This window comes from Sphingopyxis sp., assembly GCF_036402335.1.
GTDB lineage: Bacteria > Pseudomonadota > Alphaproteobacteria > Sphingomonadales > Sphingomonadaceae > Sphingopyxis.
Map to the genome: position 1 here is coordinate 1 of NZ_DASWTD010000326.1, position 17,004 is coordinate 17,004.

Below are 17,004 nucleotides of genomic sequence, written 5' to 3' on the forward strand. Positions count from 1 at the left end.
TTGCCGGCTGGCCGGCAATCGCCCTTTCCCTTCTTCGTCAGATCCCGACGACGGCCTGGTCCCGCCGCGCGAGACTGCGCGCGCGGCCGTAGGCGAGATAGACGAGGATGCCGAGGATGTTCCAGCCAAGGAAGCGCACCAGCGTCATGCTGGGCAGGCTGAACAGCAGATAGAGGCAGCCCAGCACCGCAAGCGAGCCGACCAGATAGGGCGCCGGGCAACGGAATACGCGCGGCAGGTCAGGCGCCTTCCTGCGCAGTACCATCAGGCAGACACCGACCGCGATGAAGGCGATCAGCGTTCCCGCATTGGCAAGCTCGGCAATCTCGTCGAGGCGGAAGAAGCCCGCGACGCCCGCGACGAAGATGCCGGTCACGCCGGTGACGAACACCGGCGTGCCGGTGCGCTTCGAAACGCGGCTCAGCGAGCGCGGCAGCAGGCCGTCGCGGCTCATCACGAAGAAAACACGGCTCTGGCCGTACATCATCACGAGGATGACCGACGGCAGCGCGATGAGCGCGGCGAGCGCGACGAGGTGCGAGGCGACCGGGTGGCCGAGCGTGCGCAGTACCAGCGCGAGCGGCTCGGGCGAGTTGCCGAGCGTCGTATAATGCATCGCGCCGATCGCGCTGATCGCGACGAGCATGTAGATGAGCGTGCAGATCGCCATCGACCCGATGATGCCGATCGTCAGGTCGCGCTTGGGATTCTTCGTTTCCTCGGCCGAGGTCGCGACCGCGTCGAAGCCATAGAAGGCGAAGAAGACGATCGCCGCGGCCGCCATCACCCCCTTGGTCGCACCGCCCGCATCGACATGGCTCGCAAAGCCATAGGGCATGAAGGGCTGGAGATTGTCGGCGTTGAAGGCGGGTGCCGCAAAGGCGACAAAGATAGACAGCGCAACGAGCTTGATCACGACGAGGATGATGTTGAGCGTCGCGCTTTCACGCGTTCCCGCCATCAGCATGCCGGCAACTGCGAGCGCGACGATCACCGCGGGAAGATTGACGATGCCGCCCGCGTGCGGGCCGGATAACAGGGCGGGCGGCAGTTGGATGCCCGCGGATTGTATCCAGCCGACCAGATAGCCCGACCAGCCGACCGCGACGGTCGAGCAGGCGAGCGAATATTCGAGGATCAGGCTCCATCCGACAATCCAGGCCAGCGCCTCGCCGAGCACCGAATAAGTATAGGTATAGGCGCTGCCCGACGTCGGGATCATCGTCGCGAGTTCGGCATAGGCGAGCGCCGCGCAGGCGCAGACGGCGCCGGCAATAGCAAAGGCGAGGATCACCGCCGGACCCGCGCGCTCGGCGCCGACGCCGGTCAGCGTATAGATGCCGGTGCCGACGATCGCACCGACCCCGAGCGCCACGAGATGCGGCCAGCTCAGCGTGGCGCGCAGACTATGCCCCGCCTCCTGCTGTGAAACCGCAATGGGCTTTATCGGCCCGAAAAAACCTGCTGCCACCTATTGCTCCTCCCGAATATCGGAGCCGACGGCAGGCCGGCTCCCCTGTTAATCGTCGACGAGCTGCTGTCGCAGATCGTCCAGCGTCTTGCGGATATGCGCATCGACCAGCACTGAAATCTTGTCGGCATCGCGCGCGAGCCATGCTTCGAGCAGCTGGTGATGCTCCTCGTTCGCGCGCTCGTCGCGCCCGAGCGGCTCGAGATGCACGCGCACATAGCGTTCGGAGAGCACCTGCAGTCGTTCGAGAATGCTGACGGTGATCGGCTGGCCGCACGGGCGGAACAACGCCCGGTGAAAGGCGCGGTTGAAGGCGCCGACGCCGTCGCCATGCTCGTCGGTGACGTGATCGAGCGTATCGAGCGTTTCGATCGCATGGGCATGGTCGTCCGCGGTCGCGTGCAACGCAGCGAGCGCGGTGGCATCGGGCTCGAGCTTGATGCGCAGTTCATAGACTTCCTGTGCTTCCGCCGCGCTGAGCGAGCGCACGAAGAAGCCGCGGTTCGCTTGTGATCGGACCAGTCCTTCCTCTTCGAGGCGAGCGAGCGCCTCGCGAAGCGGGATCTTGCTGACGCCGAGTTCGGCGGCGAGCGCGTCCTGCCGGATGGCATGTTCGCTGGATACGACCCCCGAAAGGATACGGTCGCGGACGAGGTCCACCAGCTGGTCGGAAAGGTTTCTGATGATGAGGCTCATGAACGCCTCATAGCACCGAAAATCCATTCCAGAAGGTGTCTGCGTGATCGACCCAGATTGTGTTGAATCCGGTGGCGATCGCCGACCCTTCGATCGAGGGTATGATCGCAGGGGTGGCGCCGAGCATCGTCCGGTCCTCGACGCGCCCGATAAAGCGGCTGCCGATATAGCTTTCGTGGACGAAACGGTCGCCGACCCCGAGCCGTCCCTTGGCGACGAGCTGCGCCATTCGTGCCGAGGTGCCCGTGCCGCACGGGCTGCGATCGATCGCGCGTTCGCCATAAAAGACCGCATTGCGGGCGTCGGCGCCCTCGCCCTTGGGCCGGTCGGTCCACATCACATGGCTGACCCCGCGTATACGCGGATCGACCGGATGCACCGGCTCGCAGACCTTCTGCATCAGCGAGCGGACGGTGCGGCTCAAATCGACGATCCGCGACGCGCCGAGCGCATCGAGGCCGATGTAAGGCCCCTGCGGTTCGACGATAGCGTAATAATTGCCGCCATAGGCGACGTCGACCTTGAGCCGGCCGAAGCCCGGAACGTCGATTTCGACTCCTTCGGCGGCGAGGTACGAGGGCACATTGCGAATCCGCACCCACGCGACCCGGTCGCCTTCGGTGCCATATTCGACATCGATGATGCCGGCCGGAACCTCGACGCGCAGCTTGCCGGGGGTGCGCGGCGTAATCAGCCCGTTCTCCAGCCCGAAGGTGATGAGGCCGATCGTGCCATGGCCGCACATCGGCAGGCAGCCGCTGGTTTCGATGAACAATATGCCGATGTCACTGTCGGGTTGCGTGGGCGGATACAGAAATCCACCCGACATCATGTCGTGCCCGCGCGGCTCGAAACACAGGCTGGTCCGGATCCAGTCGAAACGGCCCAGGAAATCCTCGCGCCGCTCGCCCATCGACCCTCCGCGGACGAGCGGCGCACCACCGGCGACCAGCCGGACCGGATTTCCGGCGGTATGGCCGTCGATACAGAAAAAGGTGTGACGCATGGAAAGACCAGCCTGTCGGTTTATGCCGCGATCTTGCTCGGCTGGGTCGCCGCGCATTTTTCGACCATCGCGATCACGTCCTTGCGGCGCTGGCCGGCGAGCGGCAGGCGCGGCATGCGCACGCGTTCGGATCCGCGCCCCATGATCTCTTCAGCGAGTTTGATCGACTGGACGAGGTCGTGGTCGGCGTCAAGATGGAGCAGCGGCATGAACCAGCGGTAGATCGTCAGCGCCTCGTCATATTTGCCTTCGTCGAAAGCCTCGACAAGGCGGACCGATTCGGTCGGGAAAGCGCTGGTCAGACCCGAGACCCAGCCGCTCGCGCCGAGGAACAGTCCCTCGAGCGCGACGTCGTCGAGGCCGGCCATCACCGTATAGCGATCGCCGAAGCGGTTGAAGACGTCGGTGAAGCGGCGCGGGTCGGGCGCGCTTTCCTTGATCGCGACGATGTTGGGTACATCGCGCAACGCCTCGAGCGTCGCGAAATCGACGTCGACCCGATACGCGGGCGGATTGTTGTAGAGCATGACCGGCAGCGCAGTCGCTTCGGCGACGGCGCGGAAATGCGCCTGCAGCTCTTCGGGTGTCGGCACATAGACCATCGCGGGAAGCAGCATGATCGCGTCGGCGCCAAGCTTTTCGGCATCCTTCGCATATTGGATCGCACGCGCGGTGGTGAATTCGGACACGCCAGCGACGACGGGCACGCGCCCGGCGACGGCTTCGACCGCACCTTGCAGCACATCGCGCTTTTCGTCGGGCTCGAGCGAATTATTCTCGCCGCACGTGCCCAGGATGATCAGCCCGGTCACACCGTCGTCGACGAGCGCGCTCTGTACACGCTGGGTTGCATCGAAATCGACCGACAGATCTTCGGCGAATTGAGTGGTAGCTGCGGGATATACGCCTTCCCACAGTGTCCTTATCACGCTCATTCATTACCTCCGTTGAAGCTTCGGATCGTATACGGTATATGATACAAGATGCCAAATGATTTTCTAGCTCGCCCCTCCGATCCCCGAAAAGCCGTCGTCATCGGCGGCGGCGTGGTCGGCCTTGCCACCGCTATCGCGCTGCAAAAGCGCGATATTTCAGTCACATTGATCGATTCGCCGCCGCCGTCCCCTGCCGCGTCATGGGGCAATGCCGGCCATATCGCTGTCGAACAGGTCGAACCGCTCGCATCGCGCGCGACGGTCCGGTCGATGCCGCGTCGCCTGTTCTGGCGCGGCGGCGCGCTGTCGCTGCCGCTGCGCGATATCGGCGCATGGCTGCCCTTCTCGCTGCGGCTGGTCGCCGCAACCAGCCCCGCGCGCTTTGCCGCGGGCCGGGCGGCGCTCGGCGACGCGCTCGGCGACGCGATGGCGGCGTGGCGCCGGCTGCTGGGCCGAATCGGAGCGAGCGACCTGCTCGCCGAGGATGGCCATTTCATCGTCTGGGAAAGCCCCGCGAGCGCCGAAGCCGGCCGCGCGCATTGGGCGGCGACCGACATCGGGCAGGCAGCGATGCGCGATGCGTCGCCGGGCGAACTGGGCCGGCTTGCCGCGTTGACATCGGCTCCGGTCGCCGGCGCGGTGCATATCGCCGGGTCGGGCCAGATCGCCGACCTCGACGCGCTGGGCGATGCGCTGCGCGCCGGGTTCGACGCGGCCGGCGGCGTGCGAATCGCTGCCAGAATCGATCGGCTGGCCATCGAGAACGGCCGTGCCGTCGCCATCGCCGACGACGGGACGCACCACGCCGCCGATGCGATGGTGATCGCGGGCGGTGCTGCGTCGGGGGCGCTGATGGCGTCGATCGGCCAGCGCGTGCCGATCATCGCCGAGCGCGGCTATCATATCCAGTCGGCCGCGACCGACTGGCCGATGGGCATGCCGCCGGTGGTGTTCGAGGACCGGTCGATGATCGTCACCCGCTTCCGCTCGGGTCTTCGCGCCGCGAGCTTCGTCGAATTCGGCCGCCGCGCGAGCCCCGCCGACCCGCGCAAATGGGCACGGTTGCGCAGCCATGTTGCGGCGCTCGGCCTGTCGTTCGGCCTGCCCGGCGCCGAATGGATGGGGGCGCGGCCGACCTTGCCCGATTATCTCCCCGCCATCGGACGGAGCGACCGCGCGGCGAACCTCTTCTATGCGTTCGGGCACCAGCATCTCGGCCTCACCCTCGCCGCGACGACGGGCGATGCCGTTGCCGCGCTCGTCACCGGCGATGCGACGCCTTTCGACCTTTCCCCCTTCGACCTCAAACGTTTTGGAGCCTGACATGAGCAACGGAATCGGCGGATCGACCGCCGCACAGGAACTCGCCGCGATCACCCCCTGGACCGACCGCGCCGCACCGATCACCGCCCGCGAACGCGAGGCGCGAATCGAAAAGGCGCGACGACTGATGCGCGAAGGCGGCGCCGATGCGCTGCTGGTCGGGGCGGGCGCGAGCTTGCGCTATTTCGCCGGCATCCCGTGGGGGGCGACCGAAAGGCTCGTCGCGATGCTGCTGCCCGCAACGGGCAAGCCGATCGTGATCGCGCCGGCCTTTGAACTCGGCACGCTCGAGGCCGACCTCAAGGTCGAGCTCGATCTGCGATTGTGGGAGGAGGACGAAAGTCCGTCCGAGTTGGTCGTCGCCGCGTTGCGCGAGATCGGGGCGACAACGCTCGCGATGGATCCCGCGATGGCATTCCTGTTCGTCGACCGCATCCGCCGCGCCGGGCCGTCGCTCGACATCGTCGATGGCAGCCCGATCGTCGACGGTTGCCGGATGCACAAATCGGCCGCCGAACTCGCGCTGCTCCAGCAGGCAAAGTCGATGACGCTCGAAGTGCATCGCCGCGCCGCGCGCATCCTTGCCCCCGGAATCCGCGCGAGCGAGGTTACGCGGTTCCTGGAGGAAGCGCACCGCGCGATCGGCGCGCCCGGCGGCAACAGCTTCTGCATCGTCCAGTTCGGCCGCGCCACCGCCTTCCCGCACGGGCTGCCCGGCGACGCGCAGCTGCAGGAAGGCGACGTCGTGCTGATCGACGTCGGCTGCCTCATCGAAGGCTATAATTCCGACATCACGCGCACCTATGTCTATGGCGAGGCGGACGCCGACCAGCGCCATATCTGGGCGCTCGAAAAAGAAGCGCAGGCCGCTGCGTTCGACGCCGCGCTGCCCGGCGCGCCGTGCGAGGCGGTCGATGCGGCGGCGCGCGCGGTGCTCGAAAAGGCGGGGCTCGGTCCCGACTATCGCCTGCCCGGGCTGCCGCACCGTACCGGTCACGGCATCGGCCTGTCGATCCACGAGCCCGCCTATCTGGTGCGCGGCGACACCACCCCGCTCGCGCCCGGCATGTGCTTTTCGAACGAGCCGATGATCGTCATCCCCGACCGCTTCGGCGTCCGGCTCGAGGATCATTTCTACATGACCGAAAGCGGCGCCAGATGGTTCACCGAACCCTCGCCCGCGATCGACCGGCCGTTCGGCTGAGCTAGCCCAGCAGCGCCCGCACATCCTCGTAGAGCTTGCGCGGCACCTGCACGCCGCCCGCAAGGCTGCGCGCGCGCGCTTCGAAGCGCCGCTGCGACGGCAGGCGGGCGCCTTGTCCCGTGATCGCGTCGAACACCGCCTCGGCACGCTCGATATGATCCACCGTCGCGGCCCCGAGAAACCCGGCGGGATCGATCGCGAGGATGAATTCGCCGCCGATCGGCGACGAGCCGGCACCGGCGTCGAGCGCGATCGATTCGGCACTGGTGAGATCACCGATCAGCGGCCCCGCGATCAGTTCGACCATCGTCGCCAACGCCGAGCCCTTGTGACCGCCGAAGGTCAGCATCGCGCCATCGAGCGCCGCCTTCGCATCGGTCGTGGACTGTCCCTGGGCATCGATGCCCCAGCCTTCGGGAATCGGCTTGCCCGCGCGGCGGTGGAGTTCGATCTCGCCGCGCGCGACCGCGCTCGTCGCGAAATCGAAAACATAGGGATAATCGCCCGGGCGCGGCCAGCCGAAGGCGATCGGGTTGGTGCCGAAGAGCGGCTTGATCCCGCCCGCGGGCGCGACCCACGCATGGCTGGGGGTGCAGGCGAATGCGACCAGTCCCGCCGCGGCGACGGCCTCGACCTCGGGCCAGAGCGCCGCGAAATGCACACAATTGTTGATCCCGAGTGCGGCGATCCCGTTCTGCCGTGCCTTTTCGACCAACAGCGGCAGACCTGTCCCGAACGCGGTCTGCGCAAACCCGCCGCCCGCGTCGACCCGGACCAGCGCGGGCGCGACGTCGTGCGCCACCGGGACGGCGTCCTTGACTACCTTGCCGGTCCGCAGCGTATTCACGCAAACCAGCAGGCGATAGATTCCGTGGCTCGCACATTCATCGCGTTCGCCGGCAACGATCGTCTCGGTGACCGCCTCGACATGCTGCGGCGCGAGGCCATGGTGCGTGAGGATGTCGCGCGACAGCGCCGCCACTGCATCCAGCGAAAGTCGTACGGTCTCGTCGCTCATCACTCTTCTTTCATCAAATGTTCCCGAGGCGATTATCGCCGCTTGCATAATTCGTATACTATATAATATGCTATTGCCAAGGCGAGCGAAAGACTCAGGGGAGCATGATGCAACGATGGCACGTCGATCGCCGAACCCTGCTCGCGGGCGTCGCATCGATGGCGTTCGTCCCCGTTTTTGGCCACGCAGCACCGGCTGCACCGACGGCTTTCGGCCCCGCGAAACCGCTGCCGCTGTCGGCGGTCCGTCTGCTCGAATCGCCGTGGCTCGACGCCGTCGATGCCAATCGCCGCTATCTGCACGCGCTCGAACCCGACCGCCTGCTCCATAATTTCCGGACCAGCGCCGGGCTCGCCCCCAAGGGCGCGGTCTATGGCGGCTGGGAAAGCGATACGATCGCGGGGCACAGCCTCGGCCATTATCTGACCGCGCTGTCGCTGATGTATGCGCAGACGGGCGATGCCGAGTGCAAACGCCGCGCCGGCTATATCGTCGACGAACTCGCTGCAGCGCAGGCGGCGCATGGCGACGGCTATGTCGCGGGCTTCACGCGCAAGCGCGGCGATGTCGTCGAGGATGGAAAGCTGCTGTTCGCCGAACTGAAGCGCGGCGACATCCGCTCGATGGGGTTCGACCTCAACGGTTGCTGGGTGCCCTTCTACAACTGGCATAAATTGTTCGCCGGTCTGTTCGATGCACAGGCACTTTGCGGCGATACGAAGGCGCTGCCCGTCGCGGTCGGGCTCGGCGCCTATATCGACGATGTGTTCGCCGCGCTGGGCGACGATCAGGTCCAGCAGGTGCTCGATTGCGAGCATGGCGGGATCAACGAAAGCTTCGCCGAGCTGCATGCGCGCACGAAAGACCCCCGCTGGCTCCGCCTGGCCGAGCGTCTGCGCCACCGCAAGGTGCTCGACCCACTGAGCGAGGGCAAGGATTCGCTGCCTTGGATCCACGCCAATACCCAGATCCCCAAGATCATCGGGCTCGCGCGACTGCACGAGTTGACCGGCAAGCCCGGCGACGCCCGCGCAGCGCGCTTCTTCTGGGAAACGGTGATCCGCGATTATTCCTATGTCATCGGGGGCAATGCCGACCGCGAATATTTCCCGGCGCCGCGGACGATCTCGAAACATATCACCGAGCAGACGTGCGAGAGCTGCAACAGCTATAATATGCTCAAGCTCACCCGCCACCTGTACGGCTGGCGGCCCGAGGCGCGCTTGTTCGATTATTATGAGCGCGCGCACACCAACCATATCCTTGCACATCAGGACCCGGCGACGGGCATGTTCGCCTATATGGTGCCGCTGATGTCGGGGTCGGCGCGCAAGTTTTCGAAGCCGTTCGACGATTTCTGGTGCTGCGTCGGGTCGGGGATGGAGAGCCACGCCAAACATGGCGATTCGGTGTGGTGGCAGAGCGGCGACACGCTGTTGGTGAACCTCTACATCGCCTCGACCGCGAACTGGGCCGATCAGGGTGCGGCGTTCCGGATGGAGACCGCCTATCCGTTCGGCGAAGAGGTCGCGATCACCGTCGAGACGCTCGACCGCCCGCGCGACTTCGCGGTCGCGCTGCGCATCCCCGGCTGGTGCGAAGGCGCGGTGCTGACGGTCAACGGCAAGCCTGTGCCCGCTGGGACCCCGGGCAATTATGCCGTGATCCGCCGCCGTTGGGCCAAGGGCGACCGGATCGCGCTGACGCTGCCGATGCGGCTGCGCACCGAAGCCGCCAACGACGATCCTTCGACGGTCGCCTTGCTACATGGCCCGGTCGTACTCGCCGCCGACCTTGGCCCGGCTGACGAGCCGTTCGAGGGGCCCGCCCCCGCGCTGGTCGCGGCCGACCTGCTCGCGGGCTTCGCGCCCGTCGATGCTGCCGCCGGGCGATTCCGCACCACCGGCATCGCTCGCCCCGCCGACCTCGGCTTCGCGCCCTTCTTCCAGCAGCGCGACCGGCGGACCGCGGTCTATTTCAAGAGCTTCGACGATGCCGGATGGGCGCGCGAGCAGGTGGCTTTCGCTGCCGAACATGCGCGGCAGCAAGACCTCGCGCGGCGCTCGGTCGACGTCATGAACCTCGGCGAGATGCAGCCCGAGCGCGACCATGGGCTCACCGCCAAGAACAGCTATGCCGTCACCTATCGCGGCCGCCACGGGCGCGACGCGCGGACCTTCGGCTTCTTCGAATATAAGGCGAAGGTCCGCCCCGGCCCGCTGGTGCTGCAGGCGACCTATTGGGGCGAAGAGCGGAACAAGCTGTTCGACATATTGATCGACGGGACGAAGATCGCGACGCAGGCGCTCGACGGCGCGCATCCCGGCGACTTTTTCACGATCGACTATCCAGTCCCTGCCGAGCTGACCCGCGGCAAGGACAGCGTCGTCGTCCGCTTCCAGCCGGCCAACGACACGACACGCTGCGGTCCCGTTTTCGGGGTCCGCATCTTCACACCCGCTTCAACCGAAGGGACGGTTTGACGCACGCCTAATCCGACAATGAGACAGGGGTCGCAAAATGGACAGACGCTATCGATTGCTGATCACGCTTGGGCTGGTGATATTTACGGCACCGACGTTTGCGCAGGAGCAGGGTGCCAAGCCCGCGGTCCACGCCAAATCGGCGATGGCATCCTCGTCGAACCCCACCGTGACCAAGGCGATGGTCGAGGTTATGAAGAAAGGCGGCACCGCGCTCGACGCCGTGCTGACCGCGGTGCCGATGCAGGCGGTGATCGAACCGCAGATGACGACGCTCGCGGGCGGCGTGTCGATCCTCTATTACGACGCGAAGACCAAGGAATATCATTATCTCGACGCCGAACTCGACCATACGAAGGATGCGCAGGTCGGCGGCGGCTGGGCGCAATATACCGGCGGGGGCGGCGAACGGCTGCCCGACACGTCGGGCAAGCGCATCGGCATCCCGGGCACCGTTGCGGGGCTGAAGGCGGCGGCCGATCGCTTCGGCACGCTGAAATGGGCCGATTATTTCCAGCCTGCCATCAAGCTCGCCGACGATGGCTATCCGATGTACAGTTTCCTCTACGGCGAACTCGCCGAGGCGGCGCTGACGCGGCTTTCGGCCTATCCGTCGGGCCGCGAGGAATATCTGCCCGACGGCTATGTCCCGCCGGTCGGCACGATCGTGAAGCATCCGCGACTGGCAGAGGCGATGCAGCGCATTTCGGCCGAGGGGCCCGCCTATATCTACACCGGCGAATGGGCGCAGCGCTTCGTCGCGGCAGTGCGCGCCACCGGCGGCGGGCTGACCGCCGAGGAACTCGCGGGATACAAGGCACGCTGGGAAACGCCGTTGCGCTCGACCTATAATGGTTACGAGATCATCGGCGCGCCGCCGCCGTCGACCGCGGGCACGCTGATCTCGATGGTGCTCAACGTCGCCGAAAATTACGACCTGAAAGCCCGCCCGCATTATTCGCAGTCCGCCGAAAGCCTCGAACTGATCCGCCGCGCCTTCGGTTACGCCGAGACCGCGACCGACGAATTCGTTCGCGATCCGCTGAGCTATGACGTGCCGACCGGGATGCTGCTGTCGAAGGAGAATGCGAAGCGCTTCGCCGCGCAGGTGACCGCGAGCCTGCCCAAGCCCGCGGTAGCGCCGCAAGCCGCGACGATGCCGGGAAGCGCGCTCGAACTCGCCGCATCCTTCGACACCCACGACCGCCATTCGACCGACACCAACCATCTCGTCGCGGTCGATGCACAGGGCAATATGGCCTCGGTCACCCACTCGGTTTACGGCAGCACCTTCGCGACCGGCATGGTCGTCGACGGGATCGCGATGAACAGCGGCAATAATTTCCCCGGCAATACCGCGGGGCCCGGCCGCCGCGTGATCTCGCCCTTCCCGCCGACGATGGTCGCGAAGGACGGCAAGCCGTGGATGACGATCGGATCGCCCGGCCTGTCGTCGCGTGCGGTGACGATCACGCTGATCAACCTGCTCGGATATGGCATGCCGCTCGAACAGGCAGTCGACGCGCCGCGTTTCCAGGGTTCGCAGGCCGGGGTGCCGATGGTGGTCGAGAGCCGCGTGACGCAGGCCGTCCGCGACGAACTCAAGACGCGCTACGGCGTCAACGTCCGCCCGACCGCCCCCTATAATTGGCACTTCGGATCGATCCAGGCGATCCAGCGCAACCCCGACGGCAGCCTGACCGGCGTCGCCGACCCCCGCCGCGCCGGCCTCGCGGCCGGTTACTGATCAACAGGAGAGACATGATGCGATATTTCGCTGCCGCGGCGCTGGCCGTCACAGCCCTTGCCACCGCTACACCCGTTTTTGCGCAGGCCACGGCCCAGGCGGCGCCCACCTCGGCCGACGCGCGACTGAAGGCGCTGTACGACGCCGAGTGGCAATGGCGCACGCAAGAACTCGCGCTCGATCCCGACGGCGACCGCGAAGGCGCCGACCGCTTCCCGCGCGTCGATGCCGCGAGCCAGGCGCGCCGCGCCGCCTATTGGAACAATGCGCTCACCGAACTGAACAAGATCCCGTTCGACCAGCTGTCGCCCGAAGAGCGGATCAATGCCGAGGTGTTCAAGACCGCGCTCGAAGAGTTCGGGGTCGAACAGAAATATCGCGAATATGAGGATCCCTTCTTTTTCTGGACATGGATCGCGCCGCGCGGCGGGCTCTCGAACGCCAATGCCTATCGCAATTATATCAAGCGGCTCGGCGACATGCCGCGCTATATCGACGAGCAGATCGTCAACATGCGCGCCGGCCTCAAGCGCGGCTTCACCAAGCCGCAGGTCTCGCTCGCCGGGCGCGACGCGCCGATCGCGCCGCTGGCGTCGGCCGATGTCGACAAGAATCCGCTGTTCGCCAGCTTCGCTGCGATGCCGGGCAATATCCCCGAAAGCGAGCGCGCCGCGTTGGTCGCCGAAGGACGCGCCGCGGTATCGGCCGCCGCGCCCGCGTTCGCGAAGCTGCGCGCCTTCGTCCGCGACGAATATATCCCCAAGGCGCGCACCGCGATCGCGGGCGAGGCGCTGCCCGACGGCAAGGCCTATTATGCCGCCAAGATCCGCCAGTACACGACGCTCGATCTGACCCCCGAGCAGATCCACGAAATCGGGATCAAGGAGGTCGCGCGGATCGACGCCGACATGCAGGCGACGATGAAGGCGGCGGGCTGGAAGGGCGATTTCGCCGGCTTCCTCCACTTCCTCAAGACCGACCCGCAATTCACCGCGAAGTCGCCGTACGAACTGATGGCCAAATCGGCCTATGTCGCGAACAAGATCAACGGCCAGCTCAAATTCCTCGTCGGCCATTTGCCGCGCTACCGCTTCACGATCCGGCAGACCCCCGACAATATCGCGCCCTTCGCCACGGGCGGCAACGGCGGGCTCGAGAGCTGCCTGATGAATACGTACAATCTTCCGGCGCGGCCGCTCTATACGATCCCGCCGCTGACCGCGCACGAATGCGCGCCAGGGCACAGCTTCCAGGCTGCGCTCGCGCTCGAGGCACCCGACCGGCCGCAGATCCGGCGCACGACCTATTTCTCGGGCTATGGCGAAGGCTGGGGGCTCTATACCGAATGGCTCGGCATCCAGATGGGCATTTACGAAACGCCCTATGACGAGTTCGGGCGCGAGACCTATGAAATGTGGCGCGCGGCGCGGCTCGTCGTCGATACCGGGCTGCACCACAAGGGCTGGACACGCCAGCAGGCGCTCAATTTCATGAAGGCGCACACCGCGCTGTCGGATCATGAGATCACGATCGAGGTCGACCGTTATATCAACGACCCCGGCCAGGCGCTCGCCTACAAGCTCGGCGAGATGCTGATCCGCCGCAAGCGCGCCGAGGCCGAGGCAAAGCTCGGCGCGAACTTCGACCAGCGCTGGTTCCACGATACCTTGCTCGGGCTCGGGTCGGTGCCGCTGCCGACGCTCGAACGCGTGCTCGACGAATGGGTCGCCGGGGGCGGAAAGAACCCGAACCCCGAACCCGCCGCCTGATTTTTTCGATGAGGAGACTCAAGTTGCTCACCCGCACGATCCTGCTTTCGACCTTCGCTCTCCTGCCGCTTGCGCCCGCTGCGGCAGAAGCACCCGCCGCGGCCGCCCCCTTGGCCGCGGCGGCCACGCCCGACAGCGCCGCCAACACCGCGGATAGCCGGCTGAAGGCACTTTACGAAGAAGAATGGGCATGGCGGCAGAAGGAGTTCGCACGCCGCGTCGGCGACCCGCCCTTCACCGCATCGGCCGATCACCTGCCGCGCGTCGACGCCGCGACGCAGGCGGCGCGGCAGGCCTATTGGCAAAAGACGCTGGCGGCGCTCGATGCGATTCCGGTCGATCAATTGTCGGAGAATGAAAAGATCAACGCCGCGGTGTTCCGCACCAGCCTCGAGGCCTTCGTCGCCGAGGGAAAATACCGGACGTGGGAAATGCCGTTCAACGCCGACAGCCAGTTCTGGTCGGGACTGAGCGCGCGCGACGCTTGGCCGTCGGTCGAGGAATATCAGCGCTATATCGGCCGCATGCGTGACATTCCGCGCTATTTCGACGAGCAGACCGTCAATATGCGCGCCGGGCTCAAACGCGGCTTCAGCGTTCCCCGCGCCTCGCTCGAAGGGCGCGACGCGACGATCGCCGCCTATGTCGACGCCGACCCGGCAAAGAACCCCTTCTACGGTGCCTTCACCAAGATGCCCTCGACGATCCCCGCGGCGGATCAGGAGCGGTTGCGGGCCGAAGCCCGGCAGGTGATTTCGGCGACGGTCGCGCCCGCCTACGCCAAGCTGCTGACCTTCTTCAAAGACGAATATCTACCGAAGGCGCGCACGACGCTGGCGGCCGAGGCGATGCCCGACGGCAAGGCCTTTTATCAGGCGCAGATCCGCGAATATACGACCACCGCGCTGACCGCCGAGCAGATTCACGAAATCGGCCTCAAGGAAGTTGCGCGGATCACCGCCGAGATGGAGCAGGTGAAGGACAAGGCGGGCTTCAAGGGCGACCTTGCCGCCTTCATCCACTTCCTGCGTACCGACCCGCAATTCTATGCGAAGACGCCCGAGGAGCTGCTCGCCTTCTCGGCGCTCGTCGCCAAGCGCGCCGACGGCCAGCTCAAATATACGATCGGCTTCCTGCCGCGCTACCGCTTCACCATCCTGCCGGTCCCCGATGCGATCGCCCCGACCTATACGTCGGGACGCGGCGGGCTCGATGCCTGCCTGATGAACACTTACGACCTGCCGTCGCGCCCGCTGTACCAGATCCCGGCGCTGACGCTGCACGAATGCGTGCCCGGGCACAGCTTCCAGGCCGCGGTCGCGCTCGAGACGACGAAATGGCCGGCGTTCCGCCGCCAGACCTATTTCTCGGGCTATGGCGAGGGCTGGGGGCTCTACACCGAATGGCTCGGCACCAAGATGGGCATCTATCGCACGCCCTACGAGGATTTCGGCCGCCTCTCGTTCGAGATGTGGCGCGCCTCGCGGCTCGTCGTCGACACCGGCGTCCATCATTATGGCTGGAGCCGCGAGAAGGCGATCGACTATCTGGCGAGCCACACCGCGCTCGCGCAGCATGACGTGGAGACCGAGATCGACCGCTATATCAGCTGGCCGGGGCAGGCGCTCGCGTACAAGCTCGGCGAGATCACGATCCGGCGGCTGCGCACCGAGGCCGAGGCGAAGCTCGGGCCGAAGTTCGACCAGCGCAAGTTCCACGACACCTTCCTTGCCCTAGGGTCGGTGCCGCTTCCGGTGCTCGAACAGCAGCTCGAAAAATTCATCGCAAACGGCGGCGAGGGCCCGACCGCCGTCGCCCCCTGATTCCTTCCCCAGACAGATAATCCCCAGGAGAGAATATGCGTATCAACCGTACCCCGATCGTCGTCGCGCTCGCCGCGGCGCTCGCCCTTCCCGCCGCCGCGCAGGACAAGAAGGCCGAAACCGGCAAGAGCGAAAGCGCCAAGGCCGACGTGAACGAACCCGAAGAGGATATCGCGCGCGCCAGCGCCGAAGAGGATGCGCAGCCCAAGCGCGGCAGCGTGACGGTCGCGGGGCGCACGATCGCCTATACCGCGACCCCCGGCACGCTCACCATCCGCAACGACGACGGCGAAGCGGTCGCGAGCATGTTCTACGTCGCCTATGTCGCCGACCGGCCGAAGGGCGCCGCGCCGCGCCCGGTGACCTTCACCTTCAACGGCGGGCCCGGATCGTCGAGCATGTGGCTGCACATGGGGTCGATCGGCCCGGTGCTCGTCGAAACCCCGACCGCGGGGAGCACCGCGCCGGCGCCGTACCGCATCCGGAACAATCCCGAGACGATGCTCGACAAGACCGACATCGTTTTCCTCGATGCGATCGGCACCGGGCTGTCGCGCCCGATCGGCAAGTCGAAGGGTCCCGAATTCTGGGGCGTCGATCAGGATATCGACGCTTTCGCGCGCGGCATCATGCGCTACCTCACGATCAACGACCGCTGGGACAGCCCCAAATTCCTGTTCGGCGAAAGCTATGGCACGCTGCGCGGCGCGGGCCTCGTCTATGCGCTCCAGCAGCGCGGGGTGCAGATGAACGGCGTCGTGCTGTTGTCGTCGATCCTGAACTATGGCGTACGCCAGCCGGGGTATGACCAGATCTACCTCACTTATCTGCCGACCTATGCCGCGACCGCCTGGTACCATAACCGGCTGCCCAACAAGCCCGCGGCGCTCGAACCCTTTCTGACCGAAGTGCGGCAATGGACGACGGGTCCTTACGCCGCGGCGCTCGCCAAGGGATCCGATCTCGGCGACGAGGAACGCAATGCCGTCGCGCAGCAGATGAGCGCCTATACCGGGCTGTCGGTCAAATATATCCTCGACGCCGACCTGCGCGTCGAGCTGTCGCGGTTCCGCAAGGAGTTGATGCGCGACAGCAAGCGCACCGTCGGCCGGCTCGATTCGCGCTTCGTCGGCATCGACGTCGACGCGGCAGGCGAAGGTCCCGAATATGACACGACCGACGCGGCGATCAGCGGGCCGTATGTTGGCGCGCTCAACAAATATCTGTTCGGCACGCTCGGCTACAAGACAAAGCTCGCCTATCGCCCCAACTATTATGTCAAGATCGGCGGCGGCAACTGGGACCAGAAGCACCGCGCACCGGGCGGGCGACAGGGCGGCGCGCAGATGGCGCTCGCCAACACCGCGCTCGACCTGTCGGCCGCGATGCGCCAGAATCCGTATCTGAAAGTGCTGTCACTCAACGGCTATTACGACATGGCGACGCCTTTCTTCGGCGCCGAATATGATTTGAAGCATATGCAGATCGACCCGTCGCTGCGTCAGAACCTGACCTATCATTATTATGAA

General features: G+C 65.9%; 12 protein-coding genes. 7 read left to right on the plus strand and 5 right to left on the minus strand.

Translation table 11 applies throughout. The features are described from left to right. Positions 1–37: 37 nt before the first annotated feature. From VGD20_RS10080 to VGD20_RS10095, 4 genes are read right to left on the minus strand one after another with little or no spacing between them, the layout of a single operon-like run. The gene (locus VGD20_RS10080; RefSeq protein ID WP_331134313.1) at positions 38–1,471 is read right to left on the minus strand and encodes an amino acid permease; all 1,434 of its coding nucleotides are present in this window, start codon (positions 1,469–1,471) and stop codon (positions 38–40) included. A 48-nt stretch (positions 1,472–1,519) separates the two neighbouring features. Continuing rightward, positions 1,520–2,167, minus strand: coding sequence for a GntR family transcriptional regulator (locus VGD20_RS10085; RefSeq protein ID WP_331134314.1), 648 nt, complete (start codon positions 2,165–2,167; stop codon positions 1,520–1,522). 7 nt (positions 2,168–2,174) lie between these two features. Then, positions 2,175–3,173 carry a 4-hydroxyproline epimerase gene (locus VGD20_RS10090; RefSeq protein ID WP_331134315.1) on the minus strand — a complete coding sequence of 333 codons (999 nt, stop codon included), beginning with the start codon at positions 3,171–3,173 and terminating at the stop codon, positions 2,175–2,177. Positions 3,174–3,193: 20 nt separating this feature from the next. Next, positions 3,194–4,108, minus strand: coding sequence for a dihydrodipicolinate synthase family protein (locus VGD20_RS10095; RefSeq protein WP_331134316.1), 915 nt, complete (start codon positions 4,106–4,108; stop codon positions 3,194–3,196). Between the two features lie 48 nt (positions 4,109–4,156). Between VGD20_RS10095 and VGD20_RS10100 the strand changes: the two genes are divergently transcribed. Together VGD20_RS10100 and VGD20_RS10105 are read left to right on the plus strand one after the other, a co-directional pair. Continuing rightward, positions 4,157–5,431: an FAD-binding oxidoreductase gene (locus VGD20_RS10100; RefSeq protein WP_331134317.1), complete on the plus strand. Its 1,275-nt coding sequence runs from the start codon at positions 4,157–4,159 to the stop codon at positions 5,429–5,431. Between the two features lies 1 nt (position 5,432). After that, positions 5,433–6,635 carry a Xaa-Pro peptidase family protein gene (locus VGD20_RS10105; RefSeq protein ID WP_331134318.1) on the plus strand — a complete coding sequence of 401 codons (1,203 nt, stop codon included), beginning with the start codon at positions 5,433–5,435 and terminating at the stop codon, positions 6,633–6,635. Position 6,636: 1 nt separating this feature from the next. Here VGD20_RS10105 and VGD20_RS10110 read toward each other — a convergent pair whose 3' ends face one another. Beyond that, entirely contained in the window at positions 6,637–7,653 is a 1,017-nt protein-coding gene (locus VGD20_RS10110; RefSeq protein WP_331134319.1) for an Ldh family oxidoreductase, read from the minus strand. 104 nt (positions 7,654–7,757) lie between these two features. On the opposite strand from VGD20_RS10110, the gene VGD20_RS10115 reads away from it, so the two are divergent. The 5 genes from VGD20_RS10115 to VGD20_RS10135 all read left to right on the plus strand — a co-directional run. Then, on the plus strand, positions 7,758–10,136 hold the full coding sequence (locus tag VGD20_RS10115) for a glycoside hydrolase family 127 protein (RefSeq protein ID WP_331134320.1): 2,379 nt from the start codon (positions 7,758–7,760) through the stop codon (positions 10,134–10,136). Positions 10,137–10,173: 37 nt separating this feature from the next. Next, a complete protein-coding gene (locus tag VGD20_RS10120; protein ID WP_331134321.1) occupies positions 10,174–11,883 on the plus strand; it encodes a gamma-glutamyltransferase family protein in 1,710 nt (569 codons plus the stop codon). A 14-nt stretch (positions 11,884–11,897) separates the two neighbouring features. Then, positions 11,898–13,652 (plus strand): DUF885 domain-containing protein, encoded by a 1,755-nt coding sequence (locus VGD20_RS10125; protein WP_331134322.1) that lies wholly within the window; start codon positions 11,898–11,900, stop codon positions 13,650–13,652. An 8-nt stretch (positions 13,653–13,660) separates the two neighbouring features. Beyond that, entirely contained in the window at positions 13,661–15,475 is a 1,815-nt protein-coding gene (locus VGD20_RS10130) for a DUF885 domain-containing protein (RefSeq protein WP_331134323.1), read from the plus strand. Positions 15,476–15,510: 35 nt separating this feature from the next. Beyond that, positions 15,511–17,004 (plus strand): S10 family peptidase (locus VGD20_RS10135; RefSeq protein WP_331134324.1); only part of this gene is annotated, 1,494 nt, incomplete at its 3' end.